At 62.2% G+C, this 15,061-nt stretch carries 11 protein-coding genes; 4 read left to right on the forward strand and 7 right to left on the reverse strand.

The window, feature by feature from the left end:
- Positions 1–86: 86 nt before the first annotated feature.
- The 4 genes from A7J50_RS01125 (at position 87) to A7J50_RS01140 (ending at position 7,597) form a co-directional block, all read left to right on the forward strand.
- Positions 87–1,169 (forward strand): efflux RND transporter periplasmic adaptor subunit, encoded by a 1,083-nt coding sequence (locus A7J50_RS01125; RefSeq protein ID WP_064450167.1) that lies wholly within the window; start codon positions 87–89, stop codon positions 1,167–1,169.
- Positions 1,166–2,236 (forward strand): efflux RND transporter periplasmic adaptor subunit, encoded by a 1,071-nt coding sequence (locus A7J50_RS01130; protein ID WP_064450168.1) that lies wholly within the window; start codon positions 1,166–1,168, stop codon positions 2,234–2,236. Before A7J50_RS01125 ends, A7J50_RS01130 begins: the two co-directional genes overlap by 4 nt.
- Positions 2,233–5,286: an efflux RND transporter permease subunit gene (locus tag A7J50_RS01135; protein WP_064450169.1), complete on the forward strand. Its 3,054-nt coding sequence runs from the start codon at positions 2,233–2,235 to the stop codon at positions 5,284–5,286. Before A7J50_RS01130 ends, A7J50_RS01135 begins: the two co-directional genes overlap by 4 nt.
- Positions 5,287–5,401: 115 nt before the next feature.
- Entirely contained in the window at positions 5,402–7,597 is a 2,196-nt protein-coding gene (locus A7J50_RS01140) for a glycoside hydrolase (protein ID WP_064450170.1), read from the forward strand.
- Between the two features lie 109 nt (positions 7,598–7,706).
- Here the strand turns inward: A7J50_RS01140 and A7J50_RS01145 are convergent, their stop codons facing one another.
- From A7J50_RS01145 to A7J50_RS01175, 7 genes are all read right to left on the reverse strand, one after another.
- The gene (locus A7J50_RS01145; RefSeq protein WP_064450171.1) at positions 7,707–8,333 is read right to left on the reverse strand and encodes a class I SAM-dependent methyltransferase; all 627 of its coding nucleotides are present in this window, start codon (positions 8,331–8,333) and stop codon (positions 7,707–7,709) included.
- 39 nt (positions 8,334–8,372) lie between these two features.
- A complete protein-coding gene (locus tag A7J50_RS01150; protein ID WP_064450172.1) occupies positions 8,373–9,017 on the reverse strand; it encodes a methionine ABC transporter permease in 645 nt (214 codons plus the stop codon).
- Entirely contained in the window at positions 9,007–10,122 is a 1,116-nt protein-coding gene (locus A7J50_RS01155) for a methionine ABC transporter ATP-binding protein (RefSeq protein WP_064450173.1), read from the reverse strand. The genes A7J50_RS01150 and A7J50_RS01155 overlap by 11 nt, the downstream gene beginning before the upstream one ends.
- Before the next feature lie 2 nt (positions 10,123–10,124).
- Positions 10,125–10,934: a MetQ/NlpA family ABC transporter substrate-binding protein gene (locus tag A7J50_RS01160; RefSeq protein ID WP_064450174.1), complete on the reverse strand. Its 810-nt coding sequence runs from the start codon at positions 10,932–10,934 to the stop codon at positions 10,125–10,127.
- 142 nt (positions 10,935–11,076) lie between these two features.
- Positions 11,077–12,444, reverse strand: a complete 1,368-nt coding sequence (locus A7J50_RS01165; protein ID WP_064450175.1) for an LLM class flavin-dependent oxidoreductase — start codon at positions 12,442–12,444, stop codon at positions 11,077–11,079.
- Complete coding sequence (locus tag A7J50_RS01170) at positions 12,444–13,637, reverse strand: SfnB family sulfur acquisition oxidoreductase (protein ID WP_064450176.1); 1,194 nt, start codon at positions 13,635–13,637, stop codon at positions 12,444–12,446. Before A7J50_RS01170 ends, A7J50_RS01165 begins: the two co-directional genes overlap by 1 nt.
- Positions 13,638–13,677: 40 nt before the next feature.
- Entirely contained in the window at positions 13,678–14,919 is a 1,242-nt protein-coding gene (locus A7J50_RS01175) for an SfnB family sulfur acquisition oxidoreductase (protein ID WP_064450177.1), read from the reverse strand.
- Positions 14,920–15,061 lie beyond the last annotated feature (142 nt).

Genomic DNA, 15,061 nt, shown 5'->3' on the forward strand with positions numbered 1-15,061 from the left:
GGGTTCCTCCCTGCAGATAAGGAACCCTGATCTAAGCTCACAGTCGCATACAAATTGGCACATCGCGTCACGCAAAAGGAGCCTGCATGGGCGGTCGCACTTCAAGAGTTGTACTCAGCCTTGGCCTGTTGGCGCTGCTGAGCGGCTGTGGTCAGGAAAAGACCGAACCCAAGGCGCATTCACGGGTATTTGTGCAGACCGTCCAGTCGGCGGATTTTGCCGCGGCGGTCACGCTGACCGGTGACATCCAGGCCCGCGTACAAACCGATTTGTCCTTTCGCGTGGGTGGCAAGATCATCCAGCGCGTGGTCGACGTGGGCGACCGCGTGACTGCCAAGCAAGTGCTGGCCAAGCTTGATCCCAAGGATTTGCAGACCCACGTCGATTCCGCCCAGGCCCAGGTCGTGGCCGAACAGGCGCGGGTCAAGCAAACCGCCGCCGCCTTCGTGCGCCAGGAAAAGCTGTTGCCCAAGGGCTACACCAGCCGCAGCGAATACGACGCCGCCCAGGCCGCGCTGCGCAGCAGCCAAAGCGCGCTGGCGGCGGCACAAGCCCAACTGGCCAACGCCCGCGAGCAACTCGGCTATAGCGCGTTGATCGCCGATGCGCCCGGCGTGATTACCGCGCGCCAGGCCGAGGTCGGCCAGGTGGTGCAGGCCACCGTGCCGATTTTCAGCCTGGCCCGTGATGGTGAGCGCGATGCGGTGTTCAACGTGTATGAATCCTTGCTGGTGGAGCCGCCGCCCGACGCGCCGATTACCGTCAGCCTCCTGGATAACCCAAGCGTCAAGGCAGTGGGTAAAGTCCGTGAAGTCACGCCCGCGGTGGCAGCCAATACCGGCACCGTGCAAGTCAAGATTGCCCTGCAGGATCTGCCCAAAGGCATGCAGCTGGGGTCGGTGGTGAGCGCCACCGCGAATGGCCCGGCCAAGGCCAGTATCGAGCTGCCCTGGTCTGCGTTGACCAAAGACCTCAACGAGCCCGCTGTGTGGCTGATCGATGGCGACGGCAAGGCGCAGTTGCACAAGGTCAGCGTGGCGCGTTACCTGACCGGCAAAGTGATCATTGGCGAGGGCCTTAAAGGCGGCGAAAAAGTCGTGGTGGCCGGTGGGCAATTGCTGCACCCCGGCATGCTTGTCGAGATCGCCCAGCCAGGAGCCCAGCCATGAAGCGATTGATGGCTCTACTCGCCGCCAGCCTGTTGCTGGTCGCCTGCTCCAAGAAAGAACCGCCGCCCGAGCCCGTGCGCCCGGTGTTATCGATGGAAGTGAAAGCCGAAGACCAGGAAAACCTCGGCCGCTTCGCCGGTACGATCCAGGCCCGTTATGAAAGCAATCTGGGGTTCCGCGTGCCCGGTCGTATTGCCCGTCGCGCCGTGGATGTGGGTGCCGAGGTGGAGAAGGGCGCCTTGCTCGCCGTTCTCGACCCCACCGACCAGCAGAACCAGTTGCGCGCCGCCCAAGGCGACCTCGCCCGTGTGCAGGCGCAATTTATCAATGCCCAGGCCAACGCCCGCCGCCAACAGGCGTTGTTCAACCGTGGCGTCGGCGCCCAGGCCCAGTTGGACGTGGCCCAGACCGACCTTAAAACCACCCAGGCGACCCTCGATCAGGCCAAGGCCTCGGTCAACCAGGCCAAAGACCAGCTCAATTACGCCGAACTGCGCACTGACCACGCCGGTATTGTCACCGCGTGGAATGCCGAGGCCGGCCAAGTGGTCAGCGCCGGTCAGCAAGTGGTGACCCTGGCCCGCCCGGATATCAAGGAAGCGGTGATCGACCTGCCCGCCGGCCTTGCCGAGCGCTTGCCCGCCGATGTGGTGTTTCTGGTCGCCGGGCAACTCGACCCAAGCGTCAACACCACCGCCATCGTGCGCGAGATCGAGCCCCAGGCCCAAAGCGCCACGCGCACCCGGCGCGCACGCCTGACCCTGGCCGAGACGCCGCCTGCGTTTCGCCTGGGCACCGCGATCAGCGTGACCTTGAGCACTGCCATTGCGCCACGTATCGAAGTGCCCGTCAGCGCTTTGCAGGAAGTCGACGGCAAAACCCGCATCTGGCTGCTCGACACCCAACGCCAGACCGTGCAACCGCGTGACGTCACCGTGATCAGCCGCGACGCCGCCAGCGCCTTGCTCAATGGCGGCGTCAAACCCGGCGAACGCATCGTCACCGCCGGTGTGAACAGCCTGAAACCCGGGCAAAAAGTCAAAATCGACGAGGACAGCCCGCGATGAAAGGGAGCTTCAACTTATCCGACTGGGCCCTCAAGCATCAGTCCTTCGTCTGGTACCTGATGTTCGTCGCGCTGCTGATGGGCGTGTTCTCGTACATGAACCTTGGCCGTGAGGAAGACCCGTCGTTCACCATCAAGACCATGGTGATCCAGACCCGCTGGCCCGGCGCGACCCAGGAAGAAACCCTCAAGCAGGTCACCGACCGCATCGAGAAAAAACTCGAAGAGCTCGACTCCCTCGACTACGTGAAAAGCTACACGCGGCCGGGCGAATCCACGGTATTCGTGTTCCTCAAGGACACCACCAGCGCCAAGGCCATCCCGGATATCTGGTACCAGGTGCGCAAGAAGATCGACGATATTCGCGGCACGTTCCCGCAGGGTTTGCAGGGGCCGTCGTTCAACGATGAGTTCGGTGACGTGTTTGGTTCGGTGTATGCCTTTACCGGCGACGGCCTGTCGATGCGCCAGTTGCGCGATTACGTGGAACAGGTGCGTGCCGAGATCCGTTCGGTGCCGGGGTTGGGCAAGGTCGAGATGATCGGCCAGCAGGACGAAGTGATTTACCTGAATTTCTCCACGCGCAAACTCGCGGCACTGGGGATTGATCAGCGCCAGGTCGTGCAAAGCCTGCAATCACAGAACGCCGTGACCCCCGCCGGGGTGATCGAGGCCGGGCCGGAGCGGATTTCCGTGCGCACTTCCGGGCAATTCGCCTCGGAGAAAGATTTGGCCAACGTCAACCTGCGGCTCAATGACCGCTTCTATCGTTTGGCGGACATTGCCGACATCAGCCGTGGCTATGTCGACCCGGCGCGGCCGATGTTCCGCTTTAACGGCAAGCCGGCGATCGGCTTGGCCATCGCCATGCAGAAGGGCGGCAATATCCAGTCGTTCGGCAAGGCGCTGCACACGCGCATGGATGAGCTGACCGCCGACCTGCCGGTGGGCGTCGGCGTGCACAAAGTGTCCGACCAGGCGGAAGTGGTCGAGGAGGCTGTCGGCGGCTTTACCAGCGCATTGTTTGAAGCGGTCATCATCGTCTTGGTGGTGAGCTTTATCAGCCTCGGTATGCGTGCCGGGTTGGTGGTGGCGTGCTCGATCCCGTTGGTGCTGGCGCTGGTGTTCGTGTTTATGGAGTACAGCGGCATCACCATGCAGCGGGTGTCGCTGGGCGCGTTGATCATCGCCCTTGGCCTGCTGGTGGACGATGCGATGATCACCGTGGAGATGATGATCACGCGCCTGGAGAAAGGTGAAACCAAGGAGCAGGCGGCGACGTACGCCTACACCTCGACGGCCTTCCCGATGCTCACCGGCACCTTGGTCACCGTGGCCGGTTTCGTGCCGATCGGCCTCAATGCCAGTTCGGCGGGCGAGTACACCTTCACCCTGTTTGCGGTGATTGCCGTGGCGATGCTGGTGTCGTGGGTGGTGGCGGTGCTGTTTGCACCGGTGATTGGGGTGCATATCCTCAGTGCCAATGTGAAACCGCATAACGCCGAGCCAGGGCGCATCGGCCGCGCCTTCAACGGCGGCATGCTCTGGGCGATGCGCAACCGCTGGTGGGCCATCGGCATCACCGTGGGGCTGTTTGTGGCGTCGGTGTTCTCCATGCAGTTTGTGCAGAACCAGTTTTTCCCGTCGTCGGACCGCCCGGAAATCCTCGTCGACCTCAACCTGCCGCAAAACGCCTCGATCAACGAAACACGCAAAGCGGTCGACCGCCTGGAAGCCATCATCAAGGATGACCCGGACATTGCCCGCTGGAGCACCTATATCGGCCAGGGCGCGATTCGTTTCTACCTGCCCCTCGACCAGCAATTGGAAAACCCGTACTACGCCCAGTTGGTCATCGTCAGCAAAGGCCTGGAGGAGCGCGGCGCCTTGATTGCGCGCCTGCAAAAGCGCCTGCGTGATGACTTTGTCGGCATCTCCAGTTATGTGCAGCCGCTGGAAATGGGCCCACCCGTGGGGCGGCCTATTCAGTATCGGGTCTCCGGTAAAGACATTGACCAGGTGCGCAAACACGCCATCGAGCTGGCAACGTTGCTGGATCAGAACACCCACTTGGGCGAGATCATCTACGACTGGAACGAGCCGGGCAAAGTGCTGCGCGTGGACATCGCCCAGGACAAGGCGCGGCAACTGGGGCTGTCGTCGGAAGACGTGGCGCAGGTGATGAACAGCGTGGTCAGCGGCGCCTCGGTCACCCAGGTGCACGACGATATCTACCTGATCAACGTGGTCGGCCGCGCCGAAGATGCCGAACGCGGCACGCCGGAAACCTTGCAGAACCTGCAGATCGTCACACCCAACGGCACCTCGATTCCACTGCTGGCCTTTGCCACCGTGCGCTATGAGCTTGAACAACCGTTGGTATGGCGCCGCGACCGCAAGCCGACGATCACGATCAAGGCATCGGTGCGCGATGAGATGCAGCCGACCGACCTGGTTAAACAGCTGGCGCCGACGATCGAGAAATTCAGCGCCGGTTTGCCGGTGGGTTACAAGGTCGCCACCGGCGGCACTGTGGAAGAAAGCGGCAAGGCCCAGGGCCCGATTGCCAAAGTGGTGCCGTTGATGCTGTTTTTGATGGCCACCTTCCTGATGATCCAGTTGCACAGCGTGCAGAAGATGTTCCTGGTGGCGAGTGTCGCGCCGCTCGGCCTGATTGGTGTGGTGCTGGCACTGATCCCCACGGGCACGCCTATGGGGTTTGTGGCGATCCTCGGCATCCTCGCGCTGATCGGCATCATCATCCGCAACTCGGTGATTCTGGTGACGCAGATCGACGCCTACGAGCGCGACGGCTACACGCCGTGGGATGCGGTGGTGGAAGCCACCGAGCACCGTCGCCGACCGATCCTGCTGACTGCGGCGGCGGCGAGTCTGGGCATGATCCCGATTGCGCGGGAAGTGTTCTGGGGGCCGATGGCGTACGCGATGATTGGCGGCATCATTATCGCCACGTTGCTGACGTTGCTGTTCCTGCCGGCGCTTTACGTGGCCTGGTACAAAATTCGCGAGCCTAAAGACCATCAGGCCTGACCATCGGGGCCTTCCTGCGAGGGTGTAGGAAGGCTCCTGGAAACACTTTCCCTACATTTGCCGGGCGCCAAGTGTTTTACCCTTCGGGCCCGATCCCGTTTGGAAGACCTGTGCCATGCGCCCTCTTGTGTTGGTTTGTTGCCTGTTGCTGTCTCCGCTGACGTTTGCGGGTACGGTGCTGGAAAACGCCCTGTGGCGCGTGGAACTCGATCCCGCCACGTTGGCGCTGCGCGTTACGCCGGCGGGTGAGGCGCTTGTGCAAGCCTCCAGCGGCGTGGCGGCGCATGTTGTCAGCGATATGCAGGCAGAGGCTGAACAGGCCACCTGGCAATGGGACAGCGGCGCCTATCGTCTGACGGCTCGCCTTGAGCAGCGTGACCTTGCCTTGACCATCAGCGCCCGCGAGCCGGGTGAATTGCACCTGCTGCGCCAACCCGCCGAGGCCATGGGCCAAGGGTTGATCTGGCCCTTGGCCGAAGGGCACTACGTGCCGGCGGGTAACCCCGTCTGGAACGCGTTTTTGCTCGAACAGGGTGAGCTCAACACCACGCAGGATCTGAGCCTGCCGTTATGGGGCGTGGATCACGGGCGCTTCACGCTGAGCTGGTTGCTGACCAACCCCTATAACAATCGCCTGTTGTGGCAAGCCGACGGAAAGGGCCTGGCGCTGCTGGCATCCCATGCATTCACGGCACTGGACCCCAGCGCGCCGATGACCCTGCGCCTGCACCTGGGCGACGCCGACCCATTGGCCGGTGCCAAGCGCTATCGCCAGTGGCTGGTGGAGCAGGGGCGTTATGAACCGTTGACGGACAAGCTGCGGCAAACGCCTGAAGCGCAAAAGCTGCTGGGGGCCAGCCATGTCTATCTGTGGGGTAATGAGCTGTTGGGGGCGGATGATGTGCGTGATTGGCCGCTGCTGGTGAAAGTGCTGCGCGGCCACGAACTCAAGGGCTTGCTGGATAAAGAGGCCACGCAAGTGCTGGCGCAGTCCGCTGCGTTGGACCGCTATCAAAAGACCGTGCTGTTGCGTGGCCTCAACGCGGCAATCAATAAAAAGGCCCGGCAAACCTGGCAGGCTACCGAGGAGCCGGACATGCTCAAGCTCGCTGATGGCTATGGCGCACTGCGCCGTGAGCTGGCGACGGCGTTCAGCGGCGCGCTGCGTGACGGTCCTGAAACCTGGGGCAGCACGCTCTCGGCCAAGACCCTGAAGTCGCTGCAAGACGCTGGGCTCCCACGCCTGCTGCTGGCCTTGGGCGACGGTTGGGAAGGTGGCCTGTGGCATCCCGAAGCGATTCAGGCGGGCGTCAACGCCGGTTACCTCATGGCACCGTACGATTCCTATGAAACGGCGTTATCCACCATCGAAAACCCGGACTGGACCACCGCCCACCTGGGCAGCAAGGCTTACCGCGACTGTGCCATCGTGTTGAAGGACGGCAAGCTCAAGACCGGCTTCCAGCAATCGGGCCACTACACCGATCCGCGCTGCGTGCGGCCGTTGCTGGAAGCCCGAGTGAAGGCCGTGCACGCCAAGGCAGGTTTCAACGCCTGGTTCCTTGATGCCTACGCCACCAGCATGGTCTTCGACAGCTATCGTACCGGCGCCCCAATGACCCAGGCGCAAAATGCTGAGGGCAATATCGACGCGTCTCGCTGGATCAACACCGCGCTCAAGCTGCCCGCCGGCTCCGAAGACGGCAACGCAATCACGGCACAGGGCATCCTGTTCGCCCATGGGATGCAGACACCCGTGATCGGCTGGGGTGACGACGCGATGACTCAGGACAAGCAGTCGCCCTATTACGTGGGCAACTGGTACCCGCCGGAGCAACCCGCGGTGTTCTTCAAGCCCGTGCCGTTGAAGGAGCCGTTTCGTACGGTGTACTTCGAGCCGACGATGCGTTTGCCGTTGTATCAGGCGGTGTTCCACGGTTCGGTCATCACCACCCACCACTGGCTGTTCGATAGCCTGAAGCTGAGCAATGTGCGGGCTGCAAACGAGCTGACTCAACTGCTGTACAACGTGCCGCCGCTGTATCACCTGAGCGCGGCGACGCTTAAGGAGCGGCTGCCGGTGATCCAGCGTCAGGACCGGTTTTTCCGGCCGTTGCATCAACGCCTGGCGACTCAGGCGATGACCGATTTTCGCTGGCTGACGGCGGACAAGCAGGTGCAGCAGACCACGTTTGCCGATGGCACGCGGTTAGTGGTGAATTTTGCTGCCGAGGAGAACCAGGGCTACCCCGCACGCAGTGTGACGGCAATGGTGGTGGGGGAAAAACCGGTGGTGTATCAGGTGCAGTAGCGCTGCCGGTCAAACCGCTATCGCAGGCAAGCCAGCTCCCACGGGGGAATGCATTTCAAAATGTGGGAGCGGGCTTGCTCGCGAAGGCGTCAGCCCAGGCAACAAAAATCTATAATTTGCGCCACACGCTCGCCAGCCAAGGCTGCTGTTCCCGTGGCAGCCCGGCTGGCCGGTAGTAATGCTCCAGCTCCACAAACCCGGCCGCCGTCAGCAAACCTTGCCATGCCTCCAGGTCGTGGTAAGACCCGTACCGAGGCCCATTCCAGCCTTCCTGGTTTTCACCGCGAGGGTTGGAGCTGAACAGCACGCCGCCCTGTTTCAAGGCGCCATGCAGCTGTTTGAGAATGCGCGGTAATTCCTGCTTGGGAATATGAAACAACACCGCATTGGCAAACACCCCATCAAATCGCCCGGCAGGCAAATCCAGCTTCAGGAAATCCTGTTGCAACACCTCACAACCACTGTCTTCGCGGGCCATCTGCGCAAAACGTTCGGAGCCATCAAGCCCCACTGCAATGTGCCCCATGCGTGTAAACGTCTGCAGATCCCGCCCCGGCCCGCAGCCGAAATCCAGCAGGGTAAACGGTGGCGTGCCCAGGATATGCCGCAGCAAGGCGTCGATGTTCTGGCTCACATCGTGATCGCGGGTGCCTTCACGGAAGTCTTCGGCCACCTGGTTGTAGTGGCCGAGCGTGGTGGATGTGATCTGGTCGAGGTCGTCGGGCTTAAGGGTCATGACGGGGTATACCGGGTACTGAGATAGCCCGACTATACCTCACCGCTTGTTGAGCACCCGCGCCAGGCGATCGCCACCCAGCTGAATCACGGCCACCAGAATCACCAGCAGCACGATCACCGTCAGCATGATCTGCGTATCAAACCGCTGGTAGCCATAGCGGTAGGCAATATCACCCAGGCCGCCTGCGCCGATTGCGCCAGCCATGGCCGAGGAGTTGATCATCGTCACCAGCGTAATCGTAAATCCGCCGACGATTCCCGGCAGCGCTTCCGGTAACAGCACGTGCCAGATGATGTGCCAGCGTCGGCAGCCCATGGCTTGTGCGGCTTCGATCAAACCGTGGTCGACTTCACGCAAACTGACCTCGGCGATTCGTGCAAAGAATGGCGTGGCGGCGATGGTCAGCGGCACCACGGCCGCCCATACACCATAGGTGGTGCCGACGATCAGCCGGGTAAACGGGATCAGCGCCACCATCAGGATCAAAAACGGAATGGAGCGGAACAGATTGACGAACGCCCCCAGCACTCGGTTCAGCGCGGGTGCCTGGTAGATCCCGCCCTTATCGCTGGTGACCAGAAACACCGCCAGCGGAATGCCCACCAGCAACGCAATCAGTGACGACACGCCGACCATCAACAAGGTATCGACGGCGCCCTGCAATAAACGATCAAACCACATAGCCCAGCACCTCCACCTGTTGCGCCCAACGCCCGGCGCGATTGCACAGTTCTTCGGCGTTGTGGGGCGAGCCATTCACCGCCAGCAGCAACTGCCCCAGGGCATGGCCCTGAATTCGTTCGACACCGCCTTGCAGCAAGCGCACGCGCCCGCCGAGGGCGTTGAACAACGCGGCCAGGTCGGGTTCGTCGCTGGCGCTGCCGGTGAACTGCAAGCGCAGCACCAGTGCCGCGTCGGCGGATGTCCGGGTGAGCTGCAAGCGGCTTTGCAGCTCATCCGGCAGCCCGTGTTGCAACGGTGCCAGCAGGGTTTTGCTGACCTCGTGCTGCGGGTTGCCGAACACTTGCCACACCGGGCCTTGCTCCACGATGCGGCCGTGTTCCAGCACCACCACGCGGTCGCAGATTTCGCGAATCACCGCCATTTCATGGGTGATCAACACAATGGTCAGCCCCAGGCGCCGGTTGATTTCACGCAGCAGGCCGAGGATCGATTGCGTGGTTTCCGGGTCGAGCGCCGAGGTGGCTTCGTCGCACAGCAGAATCTGCGGGTCGTGCACCAGCGAGCGGGCGATGCCCACGCGCTGTTTCTGCCCGCCGGAGAGCTGCGCCGGGTAGGCCTTGTGCTTGTCCTTGAGGCCCACCAGTTCCAGCAGCTCGCGGACCTTTTGCTCGCGTTGCAGCTTGGGCACTCCGGCCACTTTCAGCGGCAACTCGACGTTCTGCCACACGGTCTTGGCCGACATCAGGTTGAAGTGCTGGAAGATCATGCCGATACGCCGACGCAACGCCACCAGGCGGTCTTCGTCGTACTCACCGATGTCCACCTGATCAATCAGCACCCGGCCGCTGCTGGGTTGCTCCAGGCGATTGATGGTGCGGATCAGCGAGGACTTGCCGGCGCCGCTGCGGCCGATGATGCCGAACACTTCACCGCGCTGGATCGCCAGATCGATGCCTTGCAAGGCATGCACGGTGCCGTCATAGGTTTTGCCCAGGTTGATAAAACGCACATGGGCGCGGTTCAAATCGGGGTGCAGTTCTGTCTGCTCGGCGTCCCTGGGCGGTAAACCCAGGTCGCGCAGTTGCGTGTTGGCGGCGCTCATATTCAGCCTTCCCAGCCGACTTGGTAGAGCTTGCCGAGGGATTTATCCAGGGCTGCGCGCACCACCGGCGAGTGCTGGTAGATGTCGACGAACTTGATCACACGCGGATCGGTTTTGCTCTTGGGCTGGACGACAAACTGGATCACGTATTCCGGGTGGTCGAGGCCGTCGAACAGCAGCGCCGACTCGGCATCGAAGGTCTTGGACAGGCGGATATACGCCGGATAACCCTGCACCAGGTCGGCGTCGTCATAGGCGCGCACCAGTTGCACAGCTTCTACCTGCAGGATTTTGATCTTCTTCGGATTGGCGATGATGTCTTCTTCGGTGGCCTTGTAGCCCACCCCCGGCTTCAGCGTGATCAAGCCGGCCTTGGCCAGCAGTTGCAGGCCGCGACCACTGTTGATCGGGTCGTTGGCAATCGCCACGCTGGCCCCTTGGGGCAGGTCGTTAAAGCTTTTGTACTTCTTCGAATACAGCCCGACGTTGTTGATGATGCCCGGCGCATACGGCTCCAGCTTGAAGCCGGCGGCGGCCTTGGCGTTTTCCAGGAACGGGATGTGTTGGAAGTAGTTCACGTCGATATCGCCGGCGGCCAGGCTGACGTTGGGAGCGATCCAGTCGGTGAATTCCACCAGCTCGACTTTCAGGCCTTGCTTGCCGGCTTCTGCCACGGCGGCTTCCAGCGGGATCGCGAACGCGGCGGTGGTGCCGACTTTCAGCGGTGCATCGGCAGCAAACACCGCCGAGCTGAATAAACCGAGGGCCAGGGCCAGTGCTTTGACTGGGTGAGTGAGCAGTGTCTTTTTCATGATCGGTTTCCAGTCATAAGGTGTCTGTAAGAACAATGTGGTCAACTGTGGGAGCTGGCTTGCCTGCGATAGCGGTCTGTCAGGGATATTTTCTTTGCTGGCCCACCGCTATCGCAGGCAAGCCAGCTCCCACACTTCTAATTCAGTGTCGGTAGGTGGAACCGGTGTGTTGTTCGGGTAACCGTGCAGTGCCCTGGAAGACTTTTTCGCGCAAGGTGCCGGTCTCGTAAGCGGTCTTGTACGACCCGCGCCGCTGCAACTCCGGCACCACCAGGTCGATAAAGTCGACATAGCTTTCCGGCGTCACAATGCGCGTCAGGTTGAAGCCATCCAGCCCGGTCTCGCTGATCCAGGATTCCAGCTCATCAGCCACGTGCTCGGGCGAGCCGACCAAGGTGATGTAGCGGCCGCCGAGGGCGTGTTGCTCGAGCAATTTGCGCCGGGTCCAGTCGTTGTTTTGCAGGTTCTTGGTGGCCGACTGAATCGCGTTGCTTTTCACGTACTGGATCGGTTCATCGATCGCGTATTGGGAAAAATCAATCGCCGTCGACGCCGAAAAATGCGCCACGCCGGCTTCAGGGCTGGCGTAGCTCAGGTACTCGGCGTGCTTGGCCCAGGCCAGCTCTTGCGTGGCGCCAACAATCACGTTGAGGCCCATGAACACCTTGATGTCATCCGGGTTGCGTCCGGCTTCGACGGCGCTGGCGCGTACCTTGTCCACCTGGACCTTGGTCGCCGCCTTGTTCTGCCCGCTGATGAACACGCACTCGGCATGTCGCCCGGCGAACAGCAGGCCACGGTCCGAACTGCCGGCCTGGAACAGCACCGGCGTGCGCTGTGGCGACGGCTCGCACAGGTGATAACCCTCCACCTGATAGAACTCGCCATGGTGCTCGACCTTGTGCACCTTGCCCGGCTGCGCGTAGACCCTTTGCTGCGGATCATTGATGACCGCGTCGTCTTCCCAGCTGCCTTCCCAGAGTTTGTACAGCACCTCCAGGTATTCGTCGGCCTGGTCGTAGCGCCGGTCATGCTCGACCTGTTCCGTGAGGCCCATGGCCTTGGCAGCGCTGTCGAGGTAACCGGTGACGATGTTCCAGCCGACCCGGCCACGGCTCAGGTGATCGAGCGTGGACATGCGCCGGGCGAACAGGTACGGCGGCTCGTAGGTGAGGTTGGCGGTGAGGCCGAAGCCGAGGTTTTTAGTCACCGCCGCCATGGCCGAGACCAGCAGCAGCGGGTCGTTGACCGGCAGTTGGATCGACTCCTTGAGCGGCACGTCGATAGAGTTCTGGTAAACGTCGTACACGCCGACGATGTCGGCGATGAACAGGCCGTCGAACAACCCACGCTCCAGGGTCTGCGCCAGTTCGGTCCAGTACTCGACGGTTTTATACTGCGTCGAGGTGTCCCGTGGATGCGTCCACAGGCCGTGGTTGATATGCCCGATGCAGTTCATGTTGAAGGCATTGAGCAGGATTTTTTTCTTTGTTTTTACCGGCAGGCTCATCAGATGGTCCCCCGCAGTGGCGGGTTTTCATCGTTGAGGTAGTAATTGCCCACCGCGTGGTACTTCCAGCGCACCGGGTCATGCAGGGTGTGCACGCGGGCGTTGCGCCAGTGGCGGTCGAGGCCGTGTTCGGCCAGGGTCGCCTGGCTGCCGGCCAGTTCGAACAGGGTGCTGCCGGCGGCCAGGGAAATTTCCGTGCTCAGGGCGCGCACTTCGGCGACGGCGATGGAGGCCGCCGCGACGGTCTCGGCAGTGCTGTCGGCCTGGGCGCGGTCGAGAACTTCGCCGGAGCGCTCCAGCAAAGCTTCGGTGGCGTGCAGGCGAATGCTCAGGTGGCCGAAGCTCTTCAGGGTGAGCGGGTCTTCGGTGGCCTTGTCGTTGCCGGCGTCGATCCACGGGCGGGTCTTGGTGCGCACAAAGTGCAGCGCATCTTCGAAGGCGGCGCGCGCGATGCCGGTGTCGATGGCGGCGTGAAGAATCTGTGCCAGTGGGCCGACGGTGGTCGGGCGCTCGAAAGCGCTCTGGAACGGGATCACGTCCTGGGCGGCGACCCACACGTTATCGAACACGACGGAGCCGCTGCCGGTGGTGCGCTGGCCGAAGCCACTCCAGTCGTCAATCACCGTCAGGCCTTCGCTGTCGCGGCGCACAAACGCCAGTTGCTGCACGCCGTGCTCATCCACCACCGACGTCGGGATGCGTTGGGCGTAGATTGCGCCGGTGGCGTAGAACTTGCGGCCGCTGATGCGAAAACCGTCGCCGTCGCGGGTGATAGAGGTCACGCGGTCGTGAGCGGTCTTTGTGCCCAGCTCCGCCAGGGCGTTGCCGAAACGCTGGCCGGCGAGCACTTCGGCGTACAGGCGTTGCTGCTGCGCGGGGCTGCCGTTGACGCGCAGCACTTCAAGGGCATAGAAATGGTTTTGCGGGATCTGGCCCAATGAAGCGTCGGCTTGGGCGATCAGCGCAATGACCTTGGCCAGGGTGACATTGGAGACGCCGGCACCGCCGTGTTCCTTCGGCACGCTGATGCCCCACAGGCCGGAGCGGGAGAACGCGTCCAGTTCGGGCAAGGGCAGGCGGCGCTCACGGTCGCGCTGGGCGCTGTCGCGGCGGAAGTCTTCCGCAAGGTCGCTGGCGACAATGAGGGCTTGTTCGTCGCTGGTGATAACCGCGACGTTTGTAGAGAAAGTCATAGGTGTTCTCCAGAAGCTCGTGGAAAAGTGTTCTGGTCGGTTAAATCCAGGAGTGACGAGCAGGTAAGGTGCCGTTCAAGCGATAGGCGCCGATGGCGTGATACTTCCAACGCACCGGGTCGTGCAGGGTATGCACGCGGGCGTTGCGCCAGTGGCGGTCGAGGTTGAATTCGGCGAGGGTGGCGCGGCTGCCGGCCAGCTCGAAGAGCTTTTCGCTGACCAGCAGCGACACTTCGGTGGTCAGCACTTTCGCCTCGGCCACGGCAATCGATGCCCTGGCGGCGGATTGCGCGGTGATTGGCGCCGCGCTGACCTCGTCCAGCACCTTGCCGGCCTTGCGCAGCAGTGCTTCGGCGGCGTGCAGTTCGATTTTCAGCTTGCCGATATCGGCAATCACATACAGGTCATCGCTGGCGCGCTCGACCTTGGCGTCGATCCACGGGCGCGAACGTTCACGCACGAAGGCGATGGTGTCGTCGAGGGCGCCCCGGGCGATGCCGGCGTCGATGGCGGCCTGGATCAGTTGCGAGATGGCGCCCTGAATGTTTGGGCTTTCGCCCAGACGCCAGTTTTCAATCACCAGCTCTGCGTCCACCGACACGCGATCAAGCAGCACCGTGCCGCTGGCCGTGGTGCGTTGGCCAAAGCCCGACCAGTCATCGACGATGCGCAGCCCTTCAGTGCCACGGCGTACAAATGTCATGACCTGTTTGCCGTCATCATTCAACGCCTTTACTGCGACCCAATGGGCGAACAAAGCGCCGGTGGAGTAGAACTTCTGGCCGCTGACCACGTAGCCGTCGCCTTCGGCGGTGAGGCGCGCTTTAAGCTCCAGTGTGTTTTTGGTGCCGCGTTCCGGGCCGCCATTGCCGATGCGCCAACCGTCGAGGACGCTTTGGAACAGCTGCTTTTTCTGGCGTTCGGTGGCGGTGCCCTGCAACAGGTACAGGATGCCGAAATGGTTCTGTGGAATCTGCCCGAGGGCCGGGTCCGCCGCGCTGATGATCGCGAAGACTTCAGCCAGGGTCACGAACGATACCTGTGGGCCGCCGTATTCACGGGGAATGGAAATACTGCCGAGCCCGCTGCGGGTGAACTGCTCGAGCTGCGCCCATGGCAGCTTGCGCTGCTGGTCGCGCTTGGCCGCTTGCAGGCGCGCAGCCTGGGCCAGCTCAAACGCGGCGCTCAACGCCTCGGCGTCGTTGCGCAGCACAGCGGCCGGCAACAGCAATGGGGCTACGTCCAGATCACTCTGGGGGGGTGTTAGAGCCAAGTTAGACATCAGCGCCGCTCCTTGGCTGCACGTAATGCCCTGGCGTTATGCACCGGGGTAATTCTGACCATACCGACCTCGCATTCAATGAAATAAAACAGAAAAATCAGAGATGTCCGGTGGTCCGGTGCATATACCCTAAGCGTGTTAA

Source organism: Pseudomonas antarctica, from assembly GCF_001647715.1.
In the GTDB taxonomy this organism is placed as follows: Bacteria; Pseudomonadota; Gammaproteobacteria; order Pseudomonadales; family Pseudomonadaceae; genus Aquipseudomonas; species Aquipseudomonas antarctica_A.